Here is a 16,088-nt window from a genome sequence, read left to right on the forward strand (position 1 = left end):
CGTCACGCGCGCGTCGATGCTGTGGCTCCTCGCCCACAACAACGAGCGAGTCCTGGGTCACGGAGCGGTCGCGCGCGAAGTGTGGCGGCTGTACTTCCACTGGTACGGCGTGCTGTCGCACGGCGCGTTCCCGGCGCACGACACGTTGTGGCAGTACCCGCCGGGCGCCGGTGCGGTGCTGCTGGCGCCGGGGCTGGTGCCCGGACCGAGCTACTTCCAGGCGTTCGTGGCGCTCACCCTGGCCACCGACGCGCTGATCACGGCGGCGCTCGCCCGCGCGGGCACGCGTCCCGGCCGGACCCTGCTCGGCGCGGCCCTGTGGACCGGCGGCCTCCCCCTGCTGCTGCACCTCCCGCTCGCCCGCTACGACGTGGAGGTCACCGCCTTCGCGGTGCTCTCCCTGCTGGCGCTGTCGCGCTCCACGCGCGTGTGCGGTGCGCTGGCGGCGCTGGGCGCACTGGTGAAGGTGTGGCCGGCGCTGGTGCTGCTGGGCCTGGCGCGCGGGCGGCCGACGCGCACGGCATGGCTGTCCGCGGCCCTGACCGGGGCCGTCGCCCTCGCCGCCCTTCTGATGTCGTTCCGCAACCCGCTGGCCTTTCTGCGTCAGCAGGGCGGCCGGGGTGTGCAGGTCGAGTCGCTCGGCGGGACCGCGCTCAGCCTCGCGCGGCAGGCCGGCTGGCGGGGCACGACCCGCTACCAGTACGGCGCCATGGAACTGGTCGGCCCGCACGTGCACGCGGTCGCGACCGCCTCCCTCGCGCTCACCGCGGCGGCCTTCGCCCTCCTCCTGCTGTGGCGGGTACGGGCCCGGCGCTGGACCCCGGCCACCCCGTACGACGCGGCCCTGAGCGCCGTACTCCTGTTCACCGTCACCAGCCGGGTGATCAGCCCGCAGTACATGATCTGGCTGCTCGGCCTGGCCGCCGTGTGCCTGACCTCCCGGCACACCACGCAGCGTCCGGTCGCCGCGCTGGTCATGGCGGCGACCGCGCTCAGTGCCGTCGCCTACCCCGTGTTCTACGCCGAGGTCATCCACTGCACCTGGACCGGCTGCCTGCTGATGCTCGCCCGCAACGGCCTGCTGGCCACCGCCGCCGTGCTCTCCCTCACCCGTCTGTGGCGCGCCTCCCGCCGCCGGGAGAGCACGTCCCGTGTCCACATGGTCACCTCGGGTCAGGTCGGCCGTCCGCAGATGTCCGCGGCACCTGCTTCACTGAGGGGTGACCGCGGCTGACGAACACCACGGGCCAACTGACGGAGGGGACGGCCACACATGACCTGGCTGATCACCGGCGGCGCCGGTTACATCGGGGCGCATGTCGTACGCGCGATGGCGGAGGCGGGCGAGCGGACGGTGGTGTACGACGACCTGTCCACCGGCATCGCCGAGCGCGTGCCCGAGGACGTGCCCCTGGTGACGGGCTCCACCCTCGACGGTGAGAAGGTCGCGCGGGTCCTGGCCGAGCACGAGGTGACCGGGGTCGTGCACCTGGCGGCGAAGAAGCAGGTCGGCGAGTCGGTGGACCGCCCGCTGCACTACTACCACGAGAACGTCGAAGGCCTGCGCGTCCTGCTGCAGGCGGTGACGGAGGCACGAGTCCCCTCCTTCGTCTTCTCCTCCTCCGCGGCGGTCTACGGCATGCCGGACGTCGACCTGGTGACGGAGGAGACGCCGTGCGTGCCGATGTCGCCGTACGGCGAGACGAAGCTCGCGGGCGAGTGGCTGGTCCGCGCGACGGGCCGGGCCACGGGCCTCGCCACGGCCTCGCTCCGCTACTTCAACGTGGCCGGCGCGGCCCGCCCCGAACTCGCCGACACAGGCGTCTACAACCTCATCCCGATGGTCTTCGAGAAGCTCACGGAGAACGCGCCGCCGCGCATCTTCGGCGACGACTACGCGACACCGGACGGCACCTGCGTCCGCGACTACATCCACGTGGTGGACCTCGCCGAGGCCCATGTGGCCGCGGCCCGCGCCCTCCAGGCCGAGCCGGGCCGCGCGCTGACCCTCAACATCGGGCGCGGCGAGGGCGTCTCGGTCCGCGAGATGATCGACCGCATCAACGCGGTCACCGGCTACGCCCTCCCCCCGACCGTCGCCCCGCGCCGCCCCGGCGACCCGGCCCGCGTCGTCGCCTCCGCCGACCGCATCACCACCGAACTCGACTGGAAGACCAAGCACGACATCCAGGACATGATCACCTCAGCCTGGGACGGCTGGGTACGCCTGCATCCGGAGGCAGCCCGGGGCTGACCCGCAACCGACCCCCTGACCGACCTCGCGGCCGACCCCGCAACCGGGAACGGCCGCGGCGGACACGACCGGAGACGGCCCCGGGCCGACCCCGTACCCTGCGGGAATGCCTCGACTGCCCCGCCTCGACCGCGCCCTCGGCGCCGTCATCGGTTCCGCCGTAGGTGACGCCCTGGGCGCACCCTTCGAGTTCGGCCCCGAGGGGGCCTTCTCCGCGCGGTTCCCGACAGCGGGTCACGGCGGCGAGATGTGCGGGGGCGGAGGCTGGGAGCCGGGCGAGGCGACCGACGACACGCAGATGGCGATGCTCGTCGGGGAGTCCCTGGTGGAGTGCGGCGGGCTGGAACTCCCGGACGTCTTCGGGCGGTTCCGGCGGTGGGCGGCGGGCGAGCCGAAGGACATCGGCCTGCAGACCGAGGCGGTGCTGGGCAGCGGCGACCCGTGGGATCTGGCTGCCGCCCTGCACTTCCAGACCAGCCAACGCGCCGCCGGAAACGGCGCGTTGATGCGCGCCGCGACCTCCGGGGTGTACTTCGCGCCCCTCGGCCGGGACGGCACGATGGACGCCGGCCGCCGACTGGCCGCGCTCACCCACGGGGACCGGGCCGCCTGGGAGGGCACCGCGATCCTGCACGAGTTGCTGCGGGCCGCCCTGGCCGGGGACGACCCGTTGGCCGCCGTACCGGAATCGCTGGCGGCGGTCCACCCCGGCCACCGCGACCGGTACGCCACCGTCCTCGACCCCGCCTGGCATCCCGACCTCGCGACCGAGTTCAACGGTGCCGTGTGGCCCTGCCTCGGCTCCGCGGTCTGGGCGCTGCGGACCACCTCCTCCTACGAGGACGCCGTCCGGGCGGCCGTCGACCTGGGCGGCGACACGGACACCGTCGCGGCGGTCACCGGCGCCCTGGCCGGTGCCGTCCACGGCGTCGGGGCCGTACCGGAACGGTGGACGGACGTCCTGCACGTGCCGCTGCCCGGGTTCGGTGACCGGGTGCTGCGGGCGGCGGACCTCGCGGCGCTGACCCGACGGCTGGAGGCGTGAGGTCCCGTCACGCCCCCGCTCTGCGGGCCTGTTTGGCCTCCTCGGCGATGGACCAGGCGTCCGCGACCGGGCCCACGTGGCCGAGTTTGTCGGGGTTGAGGACCAGGCGGACGGCCTGGACGCGGCCGTCGAGGATGTCGAGGGAGAAGGTCTGCAGGACCTTGCCGTCCCGGTCGCGGAAGATCGCGCCGGGCTGGCCGTTGACCTCGTGCTGCTCGCAGGTGACGTCGATCCGGAACAGCAACGGGACGACGGCGGCGAGGAGGCGGGCCACGTTCTGGGCGCCCAGAACGGCGCGGGCCAGCTGCGGTGCCTTGCCGCCGGCGTCGCCGACCAGCGACACGTCGGCGGCGAGCAGTTCCTGGAGGCCGGCCAGGTCGCCTTCGTGGAGGGCCTCGAAGAAGCGTGCGGCCAGTTCGTCGCGTTCCCTGCGGTCCGCCGCGAAACGGGGGCGGCCCTCGGCCATGTGGCGCCTGGCCCGGACCGCCAGCTGGCGGCAGGCGGCCTCCGAGCGGCCCACCGCCGACGCGACCTCGGGGAAGCCGAAGTCGAACACCTCGCGCAGGACGAAGACCGCACGCTCCAGGGGGCTGAGCCGCTCCAGGAGCAGCAGGGCCGCCATCGACACCGAGTCGGCCAGCTCCGCCGACCGCACCGGGTCCTCGTAGGGGTCGGCGAGCAGCGGCTCGGGGAACCACGGGCCGACGTACTCCTCGCGCCGGACCCGGGCCGAGCGCAGGACGTCGATCGAGATCCGGGTCACCGCGGCCGACAGGAAGGCCTTCGGCGACCTGACCTCGGTCGGCGAGCCGGTGAAGCGCAGCCAGGCCTCCTGGACCGCGTCCTCGGCCTCGCCGACGCTGCCCAGGATCCGGTACGCGATCGAGAACAGCAGCGGCCGCAGCTCCTGGAACTCCTCGGTCTTGCTCTTCATGTGCGTCTCCCCCTCGTCCCGACCTGTCCGGAACCGTGCCGGTCCCGCTCCGTGCTGCCCTGTTCCGCCCTGTTCCGTCAGAAGGTGCCCGGGCCGAACCGGCCCGCCGCGACGACCAGCGCCAGCGCGAGATAGGCCAGGTTCAGCGCCACGAACGCCCGCTCGCCGCGCCGGCCGTGGGTGATCATCGCGCCGATCATCAGCAGGATCCAGGCGGTGGCGGTCACCGGCACCAGGACCGGGGCGACGCCGGTGACGGCGGGCAGCACCAGGCCCGCCGCGGCCAGGAGTTCGAGGATGCCCAGCGTCCGCACGAAACCGTCGCCGGCGTCACCGGTCCAGCCGCCGCCGTGGGCCGCGGCCAGCTTCTCCCGCGGCACGAACGCCTTGCTGATCCCGCCGGCCAGCGCCACCGCGGCGAGCAGCCCGGCGGCGATCCACAGCGCGAGGTTCATCGTCCACTCCTTGATCGGGGATGCCTGTGCCCTCTACGACGAGACGGCCGCGCCGCCTGTGACATCCCCGGCGGAGTGGTTACAGCGCCTTGAGCGCCTCCGTGGTCCCGCGGGCCAGCGCCGCCAGGTACCCCTTCGGCAGCTTCGGGGTGCGGATCACCACCGAGCGCCAGTACAGCGGGCCGGAGATCAGGTCCATGGCCAGGTCGTCGTCGAGGCTCTCGGCGAGTTCGCCGCGCCGCTGCGCCGCCTCGATGATCTTGCTGGCGACGCCCTCCTGGCCCTCGCGCAGCGTCTTCTGCATGGCCTCGGCGATGTCGGGGTTGCGGGCCGCCTCGGCCTGGAGGTCGGGGATGATCTGCGAGGCGACCGGATGGCGCAGCGCACGCGAGGTGACCTCGTACAGCAGGCGCAGGTCGCCCTCCAGGGAGCCGGTGTCGGGTACCGGCAGGCCCAGCACGGCGAGGGCCGAGACGACGTCGAGGACCAGGTGCAGCTTGGAGCGCCAGCGGCGGTAGACGGCGGTCTTGCCGACGCCCGCGCGGCGCGCGATGCCCTCGATGGACATCCGGGCATAGCCGACCGCCGCGAGCTCCTCGAAGACGGCGGCCCGGATGGCCTCGGTCACGTCCTCGCGGAGGACGGCCGCCCCGGCGGGGGCTCGTCGGCGCGGACGCGTCTGGGACTCCTCGGCGTTCGTCGTCATGACTCCCAGCATAGGGGCGTAACGACGAAACGGTTGCGTTCCGACGACGCAGCGGCACGGAGCCGCCACCCGAACGCCGCAACGCGGGCCCGCTGAACGCGTCCCAGGTCATCGCCGTACCGAACACGTGCCCGCACCACACCGCAACGAATCGGTCGCACCCCGACCTCGAAAGTGTTACGGCGCACACCCGCCCGTGACGACGAAACGGTTGCGTTCCGACGCCAACTCGGCCTACGCTCCCGTTGCGACGATACGGTCCCGTCCCGACGTAAGAAAACGTGAAGAGAAGCGTAAGGAAACTTCGGGTGACGGGCCCGGCCCCAGCCGGACGCCGCAGCACCCCCACCCCCCGAGTGAAAGCAGCGGATGTGACCCAGGTTCTCCACACACCGCCCCCGGCCCCGGTCACGGCCGAGGACGACCTCGCGGCGCTCGCCGCCCGGCACGGTCTCTCGGTCAGCGGCGCCCGCCCCTCCCTGCCGCAGTACATCCGCCAGCTGTGGGCCCGACGGCACTTCATCGTCGCGTTCGCCACCGCCAAGCTCACCGCCCAGTACGCCCAGGCGAAGCTCGGCCAGGTCTGGCAGGTCATGACCCCGCTGCTGAACGCCGCGGTGTACTACTTCATCTTCGGCGTCCTGCTGGACACCAAGAGGGGCGTCCCGGACTACATCCCGTTCCTGGTCACGGGCGTGTTCATCTGGACGTTCACGTCGAGCTCGATCATGACCGGCACCCGCGCGATCGCCGGCAACCTCGGCCTCGTCCGCGCCCTGCACTTCCCGCGGGCCGCGCTGCCCATCTCCTTCTGCCTCCAGCAGCTGCAGCAGCTGCTGTTCTCCATGTGCGCCCTGGTCGTCATCCTGCTCTGCTTCGGCGTGCCGGTGGCCGCCTCCTGGCTGCTGGCGATCCCGGCGCTGATCCTGCAGTTCACCTTCAACACCGGCATGTCGCTGATCATGGCCCGATGGGGCGCCAAGACCCCGGACATCTCCCAGCTGATGCCGTTCGTGCTGCGCACCTGGATGTACATCTCCGGCGTCATGTGGAGCATCGACCGGCTGACCGGCAAGCACAAGGGGCTGCCGGACTGGGTGGCGCCGGTACTCAAGGACAACCCGGCCGCCGTCTACATCGACCTGATGCGCTACTCCCTGATCGACAGCTTCCACGGAAGCCAGCTGCCGCCGCACGTGTGGATCGTCGCGACCGGCTGGGCCCTGGTCGTCGGCGTCGGTGGGTTCATCTACTTCTGGAAGGCTGAGGAGACGTACGGCCGTGGCTGAGAACGTGAGCGACACCCCCAGCATGAACGACGACATCCCCACCGTGCGCGAGCCCCGCACCGTGAGCGACGTCCCCACCGTCGTCTGCGACAGCGTCGACATCGTCTACCGGGTCAACGGCACCGGCGCCGGCCGCGGCTCCGCCACCGCCGCCCTCAACCGCATGCTGCGTGGCAAGAAGCGGGCCGAGAGCGCGGCCGGCGTCCGCAAGGTGCACGCCGTCAGGAACGTCTCGTTCGTCGCCTACAAGGGCGAGGCGATCGGTCTGATCGGCACCAACGGCTCCGGCAAGTCGACCCTCCTGAAGGCGGTCGCCGGCCTGCTGCCCGTGGAGAACGGCGCCATCTACACCGACGGCCAGCCCTCCCTCCTCGGCGTCAACGCGGCCCTGATGGGCGACCTGACCGGCGAGAAGAACGTCTACCTCGGCGGCCTCGCCATGGGCATGTCCCGCGAGGAGATCAAGGAGCGCTACCAGGACATCGTCGACTTCTCCGGCATCAACGAGAAGGGCGACTTCATCACCCTGCCGATGCGCACCTACTCCTCCGGCATGGGCGCCCGGCTCCGCTTCTCCATCGCCGCCGCCAAGGACCACGACGTCCTGCTCATCGACGAGGCCCTGGCCACCGGTGACGCGAAGTTCCGGATCCGGTCCGAGGAGCGCATCCGCGAACTGCGCCAGCACGCGGGCACGGTGTTCCTGGTCAGCCACAGCAACAAGTCCATCCGCGACACCTGCGAGCGGGTGCTGTGGCTGGAGCGCGGTGTGCTGCGCATGGACGGGCCGACCGAGGAGGTCCTCGCCGAGTACGAGACCTTCACCGGCGACAAGTCCGACAAGACGAAGGCGAAGCCCAAGCCGAAGGTCACCCAGCCTTCCTGAACCCTCCTGCAGCAGAACCACGACCGCGAGCCGCGCCGTTGCTATACGGCGCGGCTCGCGTCCGTCCGGAACACCCAGGTCCGGTAGACGAGGAAGCGGAACGCGGAGGCGAGCACGATCGACAGCGCCTTCACGATGTTGGATTCCAGCGGGCCGGCGAGACCGAGACCGTGATAGCCGGCATAGAACAGACCGCTTTCCAGCACGACACCCACTCCGCTGAACACGAAGAAAAGTGCGATCTGCTGTCGTGTGCGCGAGGCCCGGTCCCGATAGGCGAAAAACCGGAAACCCACGTAATTGGTCGCCATCGCCAGGCAGCTGGCCACCACCGTCGCGGCCATGGCCTGCCAACGCAGGCCGTGCAGCAGCAGGTTGAAGGCCAGGAAATTGACGAGGACACCGCTGCCGCCGACGATCCCGAATTTCGCGACCTCGAGGACGACCTGCGGGACCGGCCGCCCCACCGTGAGTTGCACTGTCACACGGCAGACGATAACCGAGACATCCCGACTAGCAGGAAACGGTAAATCCTCCGCCCACTTCCCCTTAGATATCGGCAAGAACAAACACGGGTAAGAAAGAAAGCGCCCCGAGCCGTCACCGGCCCGGGGCGCTTTTCATGTCGTACTACCACCGTGTACGGCTACGAGTGCGTGCGCAGCAGCGTCCGCATCGTCCGCATGGCCACCGAGAGGTTGGCCAGGTCGAAGGAGTCCGAGCTGCGGATCTCCTCCAGGGTGGTCCGGGCCCGGCCCAGGATCGCGCTGTTGTTCTGCTCCCAGGCCTCGTAGCGCTGCTCGGGCGTCGACGTGCCGTTGCCCGCGGCGAGCACGTCGGCGGTGAGCATCGCGTGGGCCGCGTACAGGTCCTCGCGGATGGAGGCGCGGGCCATCGACTGCCAGCGGTCGGCGCGCGGGAGCTCGATGATGCGGTCCATCAGCTGGGTGACGCCGAGCCGGTCGGCGAGGTCGTAGTAGACCTCGGCGACGTCCAGCGGCTCCTTGCCCGTGCGGTCGGCCACCGAGACGATGTCCAGCGCCGGGAAGGCGGAGGAGAAGCCGGCCACGCGGGTCGCGACCTCGGCCGGCACACCGGCGCCGGACAGCTCGTCGTACACGTGCTGGTACCACTCCAGGTCCGCGCCGCGCAGCAGCTTCGGCAGCTGCTGCCAGACCTGCTCGACCCGCTCGGAGAAGAAGTCGACGGTCTCCAGGAGCTGGAGCGGCTGCGGCCGGTTGTTGAGCAGCCAGCGGGTGCCGCGCTCCACCAGGCGGCGGGAGTGCAGCCGGATCCGGGTCTGGACGGCCGCGTCGACCCTGTTGTCCAGTTCCTCGACGGCGTCCCACACCGGGGCCGAGCGGAAGATCGCGCGGGCCGCGGTCTGCGCCCGGACGATCTCCTCCAGGGAGGCCCCGGTCTCCTCGCGCAGCCGGTGCAGGTAGGTCGTACCACCGGTGTTGACGGTGTCGTTGACCAGCACCGTGGTGGTGATCTCGCGGCGCAGCGGGTGGGTGGCGAGCGCGGCGGCGAACCGCTCGCGCAGGGCCGTCGGGAAGTAGGCGTGCAGCAGGCTGCTCAGGTACGGGTCGTCCGGCAGCGTGGTGGCCAGCAGCTCGTCGGCGACCGTGATCTTCGTGTACGCCAGCAGGACGGCCGTCTCCGGGCCGGTCAGGCCCTGGCCGGTGCCGATGCGCTCGCGGATCTGGCGGTCCGTGGGCAGGAACTCCAGGGCCCGGTCGAGGTGGCCTTCCCTGACCAGGTGGCGCAGGAAGCGCTGCTGGGCGTGGAGCATGTCCCCGGACTGGGCGAGCGCGTTGGCGATCGCCACGTTCTGCGCGTAGTTGTTGCGCAGCACCAGGGCGCCGACCTCGTCGGTCATCTCGGCGAGCAGCTTGTTGCGCTGCTTGACCGTCATGTCGCCGTCCGCGACCGCGCCGTTGAGCAGGATCTTGATGTTCACCTCGTGGTCGGAGGTGTCCACGCCGGCGCTGTTGTCGATGGCATCGGTGTTGATCTTGCCGCCCTGGCGGGCGAACTCGATCCGGCCGAGCTGGGTCAGGCCCAGGTTGCCGCCCTCGCCGACGACCTTGACGCGCAGGTCGGCGCCGTCGACGCGGATGGCGTCGTTGGCCTTGTCGCCGACGTCCGCGTTGGACTCGGTCGACGCCTTGACGTAGGTGCCGATGCCGCCGTTCCACAGCAGGTCGACCGGCGCCCCGAGGATCGCCTTCATCAGGTCGGCCGGGGTCAGCTTGGCGACCTTCTCCTCGATGCCGAGGGCCTCGCGGATGTGGCCGTTGACCGGGATGGCCTTGGCGCTGCGCGGGAAGATCCCGCCGCCCTGCGAGAGCAGGTCGGTGTCGTAGTCGCCCCAGCTGGAGCGGGGCAGGTCGAACAGGCGGCGGCGCTCGGCGTAGCCGGTGGCCGCGTCCGGGTTCGGGTCGATGAAGATGTGCCGGTGGTCGAAGGCGGCGACCAGGCGGATGTGCTCGCTGAGCAGCATGCCGTTGCCGAACACGTCACCGGACATGTCACCGATGCCGACGACCGTGAAGTCCTCGGTCTGGGTGTCGGTGCCCAGCTCCCGGAAGTGCCGCTTCACGGACTCCCAGGCGCCGCGCGCGGTGATGCCCATGCCCTTGTGGTCGTAGCCGGCGCTGCCGCCGGAGGCGAAGGCGTCGCCGAGCCAGAAGTTGTAGCTGCCGGCGACCTCGTTGGCGATGTCGGAGAACGTCGCGGTGCCCTTGTCGGCCGCGACCACCAGGTAGGTGTCGTCCTCGTCGTGCCGGACCACGTCCTGCGGGGGCACGACCTCGCCGGCCACCATGTTGTCGGTGATGTCGAGCAGCGCCGAGATGAACGTCTTGTAGCTGGCGATGCCCTCGGCCAGCCACGCGTCCCGGTCCACGCCCGGGTCGGGCAGCTGCTTGGCGACGAAGCCGCCCTTGGCGCCGACCGGCACGATGACGGTGTTCTTCACCATCTGCGCCTTGACCAGGCCGAGGATCTCGGTACGGAAGTCCTCACGCCGGTCGGACCAGCGCAGACCGCCGCGCGCGACCTTGCCGAAGCGCAGGTGCACGCCCTCGACGCGCGGCGAGTACACCCAGATCTCGAACGCCGGGCGGGGCGCCGGGAGGTCGGGGATGGCCTGCGGGTCGAACTTCATGGAGACGTAGGAGTGCGGCTTGCCGTCGACCGTCTCCTGGAAGAAGTTGGTGCGCAGCGTCGCCTTGATGACGGTCAGGAAGGAGCGCAGGATGCGGTCCTCGTCGAGGCTCGCCACCTGGTCAAGGGCCGCGTCCAGCTCCTCGAGCAAAGCGTCGGTGATCTCCAGGCCGGCCTTCTGCCGGTCCGGCGACATCCGCGCCTCGAAGAGGGAGACCAGCAGCCGGGTGGTGTGGACGTTGTTGCGGAGCGTCGTCTCCATGTAGTCCTGGGAGAACGTGGACGCGGCCTGCCGCAGGTACTTGGCGTACGCCCGCAGCACCATCGCCTGCCGCCAGCTCAGCCCGGCGCTGAGCACCAGCGCGTTGAAGCCGTCGTTCTCCGCGAGGCCGGTCCAGGTCGCGGAGAACGCGTCCTGGAAACGCTCACGGCCGTCGTCGCCCAGGTAGTCGCCGTTGCCGCCGCCGGCCACCTTCGGCATGCGCAGCCCGAAGTCGTAGATCCACGCGGTCGTCCGGTCCGCGCAGCGCAGCTCGTACGGCCGCTCGTCGATCACCTCGACGCCCAGCCGGTTCAGGACCGGCAGCACGGCCGACAGGGAGATCGCCGCGCCCTTGCGGTAGATCTTGAAGCGGCGCTCGCCGGGGGCGGCGCCCACCGGCTCGTAGAGGCTGAGCGCGAAGTCGTTGCCCGGCTCCTCGGTGAGCCGCTCCAGGTGGACCAGGTCGGCGACCGCCGCGCGCGGGGTGTGGTCGGCCTTGTAGCCCTCGGGGAAGGAGTTCGTGTAGCGGCGCTGCAGCTCGGCCGCGCGCTCCTCGCCGCACTCGGCGTTGAGCGCCTCGGCGAAGCCGTCGGCCCAGGAGCGGGCCGCCTCGACCAGCCGGGCCTCGATGCGGTCCTTGTCGGCCTCGGACAGCTCGGGCAGCTCGGTGCCCTGCGGGACGCGGACGACGAAGTGCAGCCGGGAGAGGATCGACTCGGTGTTCCAGGCGGTGAAGTCGACGCTGGTGCCGCCGAGCTCCTCCTTCAGGATGTCGATGATCCGCAGCCGGACGCCGGTGGTGTAGCGGTCGCGCGGGAGGTAGACGAGGGCCGAGTAGTAGCGGCCGTACTCGTCCTGGCGCAGGTACAGCCGCAGCCGGCGGCGCTCCTGGAGGTAGAGCACGCTCGTGACGATCGACTCCAGCTCCGGGACCGGGGTCTGGAACATGTCGTCGCGCGGGTACGTCTCCATGATCTGCATCAGGTCGCGGCCGTCGTGGCTGTTGGGCGAGAAGCCCGCCCGCTCCAGCACCGCGTCGACCTTGCGGCGGATGACCGGCACCCGGCGCACCGACTCGGTGTAGGCGGCGGACGAGAACAGGCCCAGGAAGCGCCGCTCACCCACCACGTTGCCGGCCGCGTCGAACTTCTTGACGCCGACGTAGTCCAGGTACGACGGCCGGTGCACGGTGGCCCGGCTGTTCGCCTTGGTCAGGACGAGGAGCTTGTGCTCACGGGCCTTGGCGCGCGCGTCGGCCGGGAGCCGCTCGAAGGACGGGCTGACCGGGTGGCCCTCCTCGCCCGCGTGCTGCGGGTCGGAGCGCAGGATGCCGAGACCGGTGCCGGGCACGGCGGCCAGCGAGTCGTCCTCGCGCAGCTCGTACTCGCGGAAGCCCAGGAAGGTGAAGTGGTCGGCGGCGAGCCAGCGCAGCAGCTCGCGGGCCTCCTCGACCTCGGCGCGCGGCAGGTCGGCGGGTACCGGCTCCTCGCCGAGCTGCTCGGCGACGCGGACGGCGCCCTCCCGCATCTTCTCCCAGTCCTCGACGGCCTCCCGGACGTCGGAGAGGACGCGCAGCAGGTCGGCGGTGATCTGCTTGAGGTCGGAGCGGTCGGTCTCGCGGTCGATCTCGACGTGGATCCAGGACTCGACGTGCGTGTCGTGCGGCAGTTCCTCGTCGTCGGACGGCGAGGTGGGCAGCACCTCGATCAGCTTGCCGGTGAGATCACGGCGGACGACGAACTGGGGGTGGATGACGACGTGGATCCCGCGCCCCTGCCGGGTCAGCTCATTGGTGACCGAGTCCACGAGGAAGGGCATGTCGTCGGTGACGACCTCCACCACGGTGTGGCTGCAGGTCCACCCGTTCTCCTCGACGGTCGGGGTGTGCACCCGGACGTTCGCGGTGCCCTGCGGGCGGGTCTCGGCGAGACGGTAGTGCGAGACGGCGGCGCCGAAGACGTCGACCGGGTCGCGGTCGGCGAGGTCCTCCGGTGCGGTGTGCAGGTAGTAGCGCTGGAGGAACGCGAAGACGGACTCCTGGTCCACCTCTCCCGTCGTCCCAGTCGGTAGGTGCCCCCCGGCCGGGCTGTTCTCAGCTACCCGGGCGGCCCGATCGAGCAGCTCGGCCTTGGCTTCGTCCAGCTTGGTCTGCATTGTCCTCTGGCTCCTGTCGCGCGCCATTGCGTGACGTAGAAGGAAGTACGGGCTCTTCCCCCTGCGGCTCGACGCCACGGCCGGGTTCTCCGGTCTGCTCCGACGCTATGCCGCAAGGGAAGATGAGCGGAGGGTATTGAGCCATATTTGAGCTGCTCGGCAGGTGTGACGCTGCTCTCGGCAGCGTCCCTGCCTGGGCCGCCTTCGGCGCCCTCCGCCCGGGAAGACCAGCGACCGCCGCCCGGTCACGGAGGTGCTCCGTGCAAACCGGGCGCAGGGCAGAGGCACCGAGGCCCCCGCGAACTATCGCGCTGATCACGCCACCAAGGCTATCGCTCCCCACCGGGGGGTCGTCATGAGCCGTATGTGTACAAAACAAGGGGTGGAACTTTGACGTTCTGCACAGAGACGCTGCGCTGGCCTGGCCGACATGGGGCTAGGGATGCGTGGTGACAGCGGCACCCTGCCAGCGCCGGTAAGCGCCCCCCGGCCTCAGCCCACCGGCACCCGCTCACGCCACCAGCCGCTCCGCCTCCTCGACCGCCTCCGCCAGCGAGTCCACGACCGGCACCCCGACCTCCTCCAGGCTCGCCCTCCCGTGCGACCCCCCGGTGTACAGCACCGCCTTCGCCCCCACCGCCCCCGCCGCCACCGCGTCGTCCGCCGCGTCCCCGATCACCACGGTCCGCCCGGGCTCCACATCCGCCAGCTGCCGCAGATGCCGCACCATGTGCTCGGCCTTGCTGCCCCCCGACGGCCCGACCCGCCCCTCCACCCGGAGGAAGTGCGGCTCGATCCCGAAGCCCCGCACCAGCGGAACCAGTTCGTCATGCGCGTACATGCTCAGCAGTGACTGGCTGCGCCCCGCCGAACGCCACCCGGCCAGCAGCTCCGTCGCCCCGTCGGCCAGCGCGCAGCGGCCCCGGTGCTCGGCGTAGTACCGGTGGAAGATCTCGTCCATGACCTCCCACTCGGCCTCCGTCGGGAGCCGTCCCATCAGCCGCTGGTAGAACTTCGGCACGGGCACGCAGTACAGCGCCCGGTACTGCTCCAGCGTTATCGGTGCCAGGCCCAGCTCTGCCGAGGCCGCGTTCGTCGCCCCGATGATCGCGTCGTTGTCGTGGAACAGCGTCCCGTTCCAGTCCCAGACGATGTGTGCGCTTCCGTGCTTCCCCATGCCAAAAACGCTACCCGCCGCCACTGACAGTCAAGACCTCCGGTGCATCACCGCAGGTCGCAGAGGCCCGGCCGGTCCCCGCCGGCCCCGCGGACCCCGTCCGCCCCGCTCAGCCGCCGAACTCCACCAGGCTCGGGATCTCCTGCGTCGCGTACCAGAGCAGTTCGTGGTCCTCGGCCCCGTCCACGACGAACTGCGCGTCGTCGTCCCCGCCGTCCGCCGCCTTGAGGGCCCCGGCCGCCGCCGTCACGTCCTCCTCCGCGTCGTCGGAGTCGACGTGCACCGAGGCCGCCCTGGCCAGCGCCACCGTCCCGGTGACCCGGACCTCGCCCAGCGCCGCCGGGTCGAGCCCGCGGTCCGGGTCGGCCGCCGCCGTACCGTCGGGGACGTCCACGGCGACCACGACCCGGCGCCGCATCGCTCCGGAGTCAGCGGCGAGCAGCCGCAGGGAGGCCAGCGCGGCCCGGTTGAGGGCGGCGTACTCCAGTTCCTCTATGTCGTCGGAGAGGTACCACTCGCGCAGCGCGGGCGTGACGGCGTAGGCGAGGAAAGGACCGGTCCCCAGCTCGCCCGTCCTGTGCGCCTCGGCAAGCCCGGGGAGGGTCAGGGGGACGTAGACGCGCATGACTGGCCGCTCTCTTCCGGGACTCTTCGACTGCTCGACTCTGCGCCTCCCGAAGGTTCTGGTGCCTCCCGGAGGGCCTACAGGATACGTGCGGGCGTCCCCTTTCGGGTCCCGGGCGGTGACGTCGGGGGCGTCCACCCGGCGCCTCGTGATTCACCCGGTACCGCCGCCCGGCCACGGGGTTTCCCGCGCCCTCGACCACTCGGATAGGTGAACATTCCCGGCCCCCGACACGGGCCACCGCCGCCTTGCTGTCGTCGACCCCGCCCCGTACAAGATCCGTAACCGAAAGTTACCGCCCGGTACCCGCCGGGCCCGCCGAACGGGGATCCCCATGAACAAGGTCATGACCAGGACCGCCCAGCTCCGCCCGGGCACCCGGCCGCCCGGCCGCCGCGACTCCCGCCGCCCCGGCGCCCCCTCCTCCCGCCGGCCGCTCACGCCCCCGGCGGCCCCGCCGAGCCCCCGCCCCACCGACCTCTTCGCGGAGCGTCTGCTGGCCGTCCTGAGCGGCCGCCGCCCCGTCCACTGGATGCTCCGGCACACCGCGGGACATGCCTACGACGACCTGGCCCGGCTCGCCGACCGCGGCCCCCTGCGCACCCGCGGCACCGACCCCGTCATCCGCGACATCGGCTACTACGTACCGCGCGCCGGCGCCCTGGAGGTCTTCGCCCGCATCGCCGCGGGCGACCGGCTGCGCGCGATGGCCTTCCGCCTGGAACAGGGCGCGGACCTGCGCTGGCGCTGCACGGCGGTGGAGATGGGCGGCCCACGCGCGCCGCACGACACCTGACGGCCGGGCGGAGGGCCAGGGGGCCAGAGGGCCCGGGCCCCTGTCCGGGATCCGGGGGGCCGAGGGCCGAGGGCCGAGGGCTGAGGCCCTAGCCCCGAGATCCGCGATCCGCGGCCCGCGCCCCGAGATCCGAGATCCGCGATCCGTGGCCGAGACCGGACGCCCGGCGCCCGTGATCCGAGACCGGCCACCCGGCGCCCGGCGCCTGTGATCCGAGGCCGGAGACGCGACGCTCAAGGGCCGGGTTCCGAGGCCCGAAGCCTGACGCCCGAAGCCTGAAGTTCGAGCCGCGCAGGTGCCCGCCCGTCCCACGCCGAAGGGCCGGCCTCCCTCT

At 71.5% G+C, this 16,088-nt stretch carries 13 protein-coding genes; 6 read left to right on the plus strand and 7 right to left on the minus strand.

Features of this window, described 5'->3' with window-relative positions; translation table 11 throughout:
- Positions 1-16: 16 nt before the first annotated feature.
- The 3 genes from ABZ887_RS15575 to ABZ887_RS15585 all read left to right on the plus strand — a co-directional run bounded on the left by ABZ887_RS15575 (position 17) and on the right by ABZ887_RS15585 (position 3,299).
- Positions 17-1,234 (plus strand): glycosyltransferase family 87 protein, encoded by a 1,218-nt coding sequence (locus ABZ887_RS15575; RefSeq protein WP_361288683.1) that lies wholly within the window; start codon positions 17-19, stop codon positions 1,232-1,234.
- 39 nt (positions 1,235-1,273) lie between these two features.
- Entirely contained in the window at positions 1,274-2,254 is a 981-nt protein-coding gene (gene galE, locus ABZ887_RS15580; RefSeq protein ID WP_361288577.1) for a UDP-glucose 4-epimerase GalE, read from the plus strand.
- Positions 2,255-2,360: 106 nt separating this feature from the next.
- Entirely contained in the window at positions 2,361-3,299 is a 939-nt protein-coding gene (locus ABZ887_RS15585) for an ADP-ribosylglycohydrolase family protein (RefSeq protein ID WP_361288580.1), read from the plus strand.
- Between the two features lie 7 nt (positions 3,300-3,306).
- Here ABZ887_RS15585 and ABZ887_RS15590 read toward each other — a convergent pair whose 3' ends face one another.
- From ABZ887_RS15590 to ABZ887_RS15600, 3 genes are all read right to left on the minus strand, one after another.
- On the minus strand, positions 3,307-4,233 hold the full coding sequence (locus ABZ887_RS15590; protein ID WP_361288583.1) for an RNA polymerase sigma-70 factor: 927 nt from the start codon (positions 4,231-4,233) through the stop codon (positions 3,307-3,309).
- A 77-nt stretch (positions 4,234-4,310) separates the two neighbouring features.
- The gene (locus tag ABZ887_RS15595) at positions 4,311-4,688 is read right to left on the minus strand and encodes a DoxX family protein (RefSeq protein ID WP_361288586.1); all 378 of its coding nucleotides are present in this window, start codon (positions 4,686-4,688) and stop codon (positions 4,311-4,313) included.
- Between the two features lie 79 nt (positions 4,689-4,767).
- Complete coding sequence (locus tag ABZ887_RS15600) at positions 4,768-5,394, minus strand: TetR/AcrR family transcriptional regulator (protein WP_361288589.1); 627 nt, start codon at positions 5,392-5,394, stop codon at positions 4,768-4,770.
- A gap of 371 nt (positions 5,395-5,765) precedes the next feature.
- On the opposite strand from ABZ887_RS15600, the gene ABZ887_RS15605 reads away from it, so the two are divergent.
- Both ABZ887_RS15605 and ABZ887_RS15610 read left to right on the plus strand, forming a co-directional pair.
- Positions 5,766-6,683: an ABC transporter permease gene (locus ABZ887_RS15605; protein WP_361288592.1), complete on the plus strand. Its 918-nt coding sequence runs from the start codon at positions 5,766-5,768 to the stop codon at positions 6,681-6,683.
- 22 nt (positions 6,684-6,705) lie between these two features.
- Positions 6,706-7,569, plus strand: a complete 864-nt coding sequence (locus ABZ887_RS15610; protein WP_361288686.1) for an ABC transporter ATP-binding protein — start codon at positions 6,706-6,708, stop codon at positions 7,567-7,569.
- Between the two features lie 41 nt (positions 7,570-7,610).
- Here ABZ887_RS15610 and ABZ887_RS15615 read toward each other — a convergent pair whose 3' ends face one another.
- The 4 genes from ABZ887_RS15615 to ABZ887_RS15630 form a co-directional block, all read right to left on the minus strand.
- Complete coding sequence (locus ABZ887_RS15615) at positions 7,611-8,054, minus strand: GtrA family protein (RefSeq protein WP_361288595.1); 444 nt, start codon at positions 8,052-8,054, stop codon at positions 7,611-7,613.
- 161 nt (positions 8,055-8,215) lie between these two features.
- Positions 8,216-13,156 carry an NAD-glutamate dehydrogenase gene (locus ABZ887_RS15620; protein WP_361288598.1) on the minus strand — a complete coding sequence of 1,647 codons (4,941 nt, stop codon included), beginning with the start codon at positions 13,154-13,156 and terminating at the stop codon, positions 8,216-8,218.
- Between the two features lie 511 nt (positions 13,157-13,667).
- Positions 13,668-14,333, minus strand: a complete 666-nt coding sequence (locus tag ABZ887_RS15625; RefSeq protein WP_361288601.1) for an HAD family hydrolase — start codon at positions 14,331-14,333, stop codon at positions 13,668-13,670.
- Between the two features lie 109 nt (positions 14,334-14,442).
- Complete coding sequence (locus ABZ887_RS15630) at positions 14,443-14,958, minus strand: hypothetical protein (RefSeq protein ID WP_361288604.1); 516 nt, start codon at positions 14,956-14,958, stop codon at positions 14,443-14,445.
- A 334-nt stretch (positions 14,959-15,292) separates the two neighbouring features.
- Between ABZ887_RS15630 and ABZ887_RS15635 the strand changes: the two genes are divergently transcribed.
- The gene (locus tag ABZ887_RS15635; protein ID WP_361288607.1) at positions 15,293-15,754 is read left to right on the plus strand and encodes an Rv3235 family protein; all 462 of its coding nucleotides are present in this window, start codon (positions 15,293-15,295) and stop codon (positions 15,752-15,754) included.
- Positions 15,755-16,088: the final 334 nt, after the last annotated feature.

The organism is Streptomyces sp. NPDC047061 (assembly GCF_040643955.1).
In the GTDB taxonomy this organism is placed as follows: domain Bacteria; phylum Actinomycetota; class Actinomycetes; order Streptomycetales; family Streptomycetaceae; genus Streptomyces.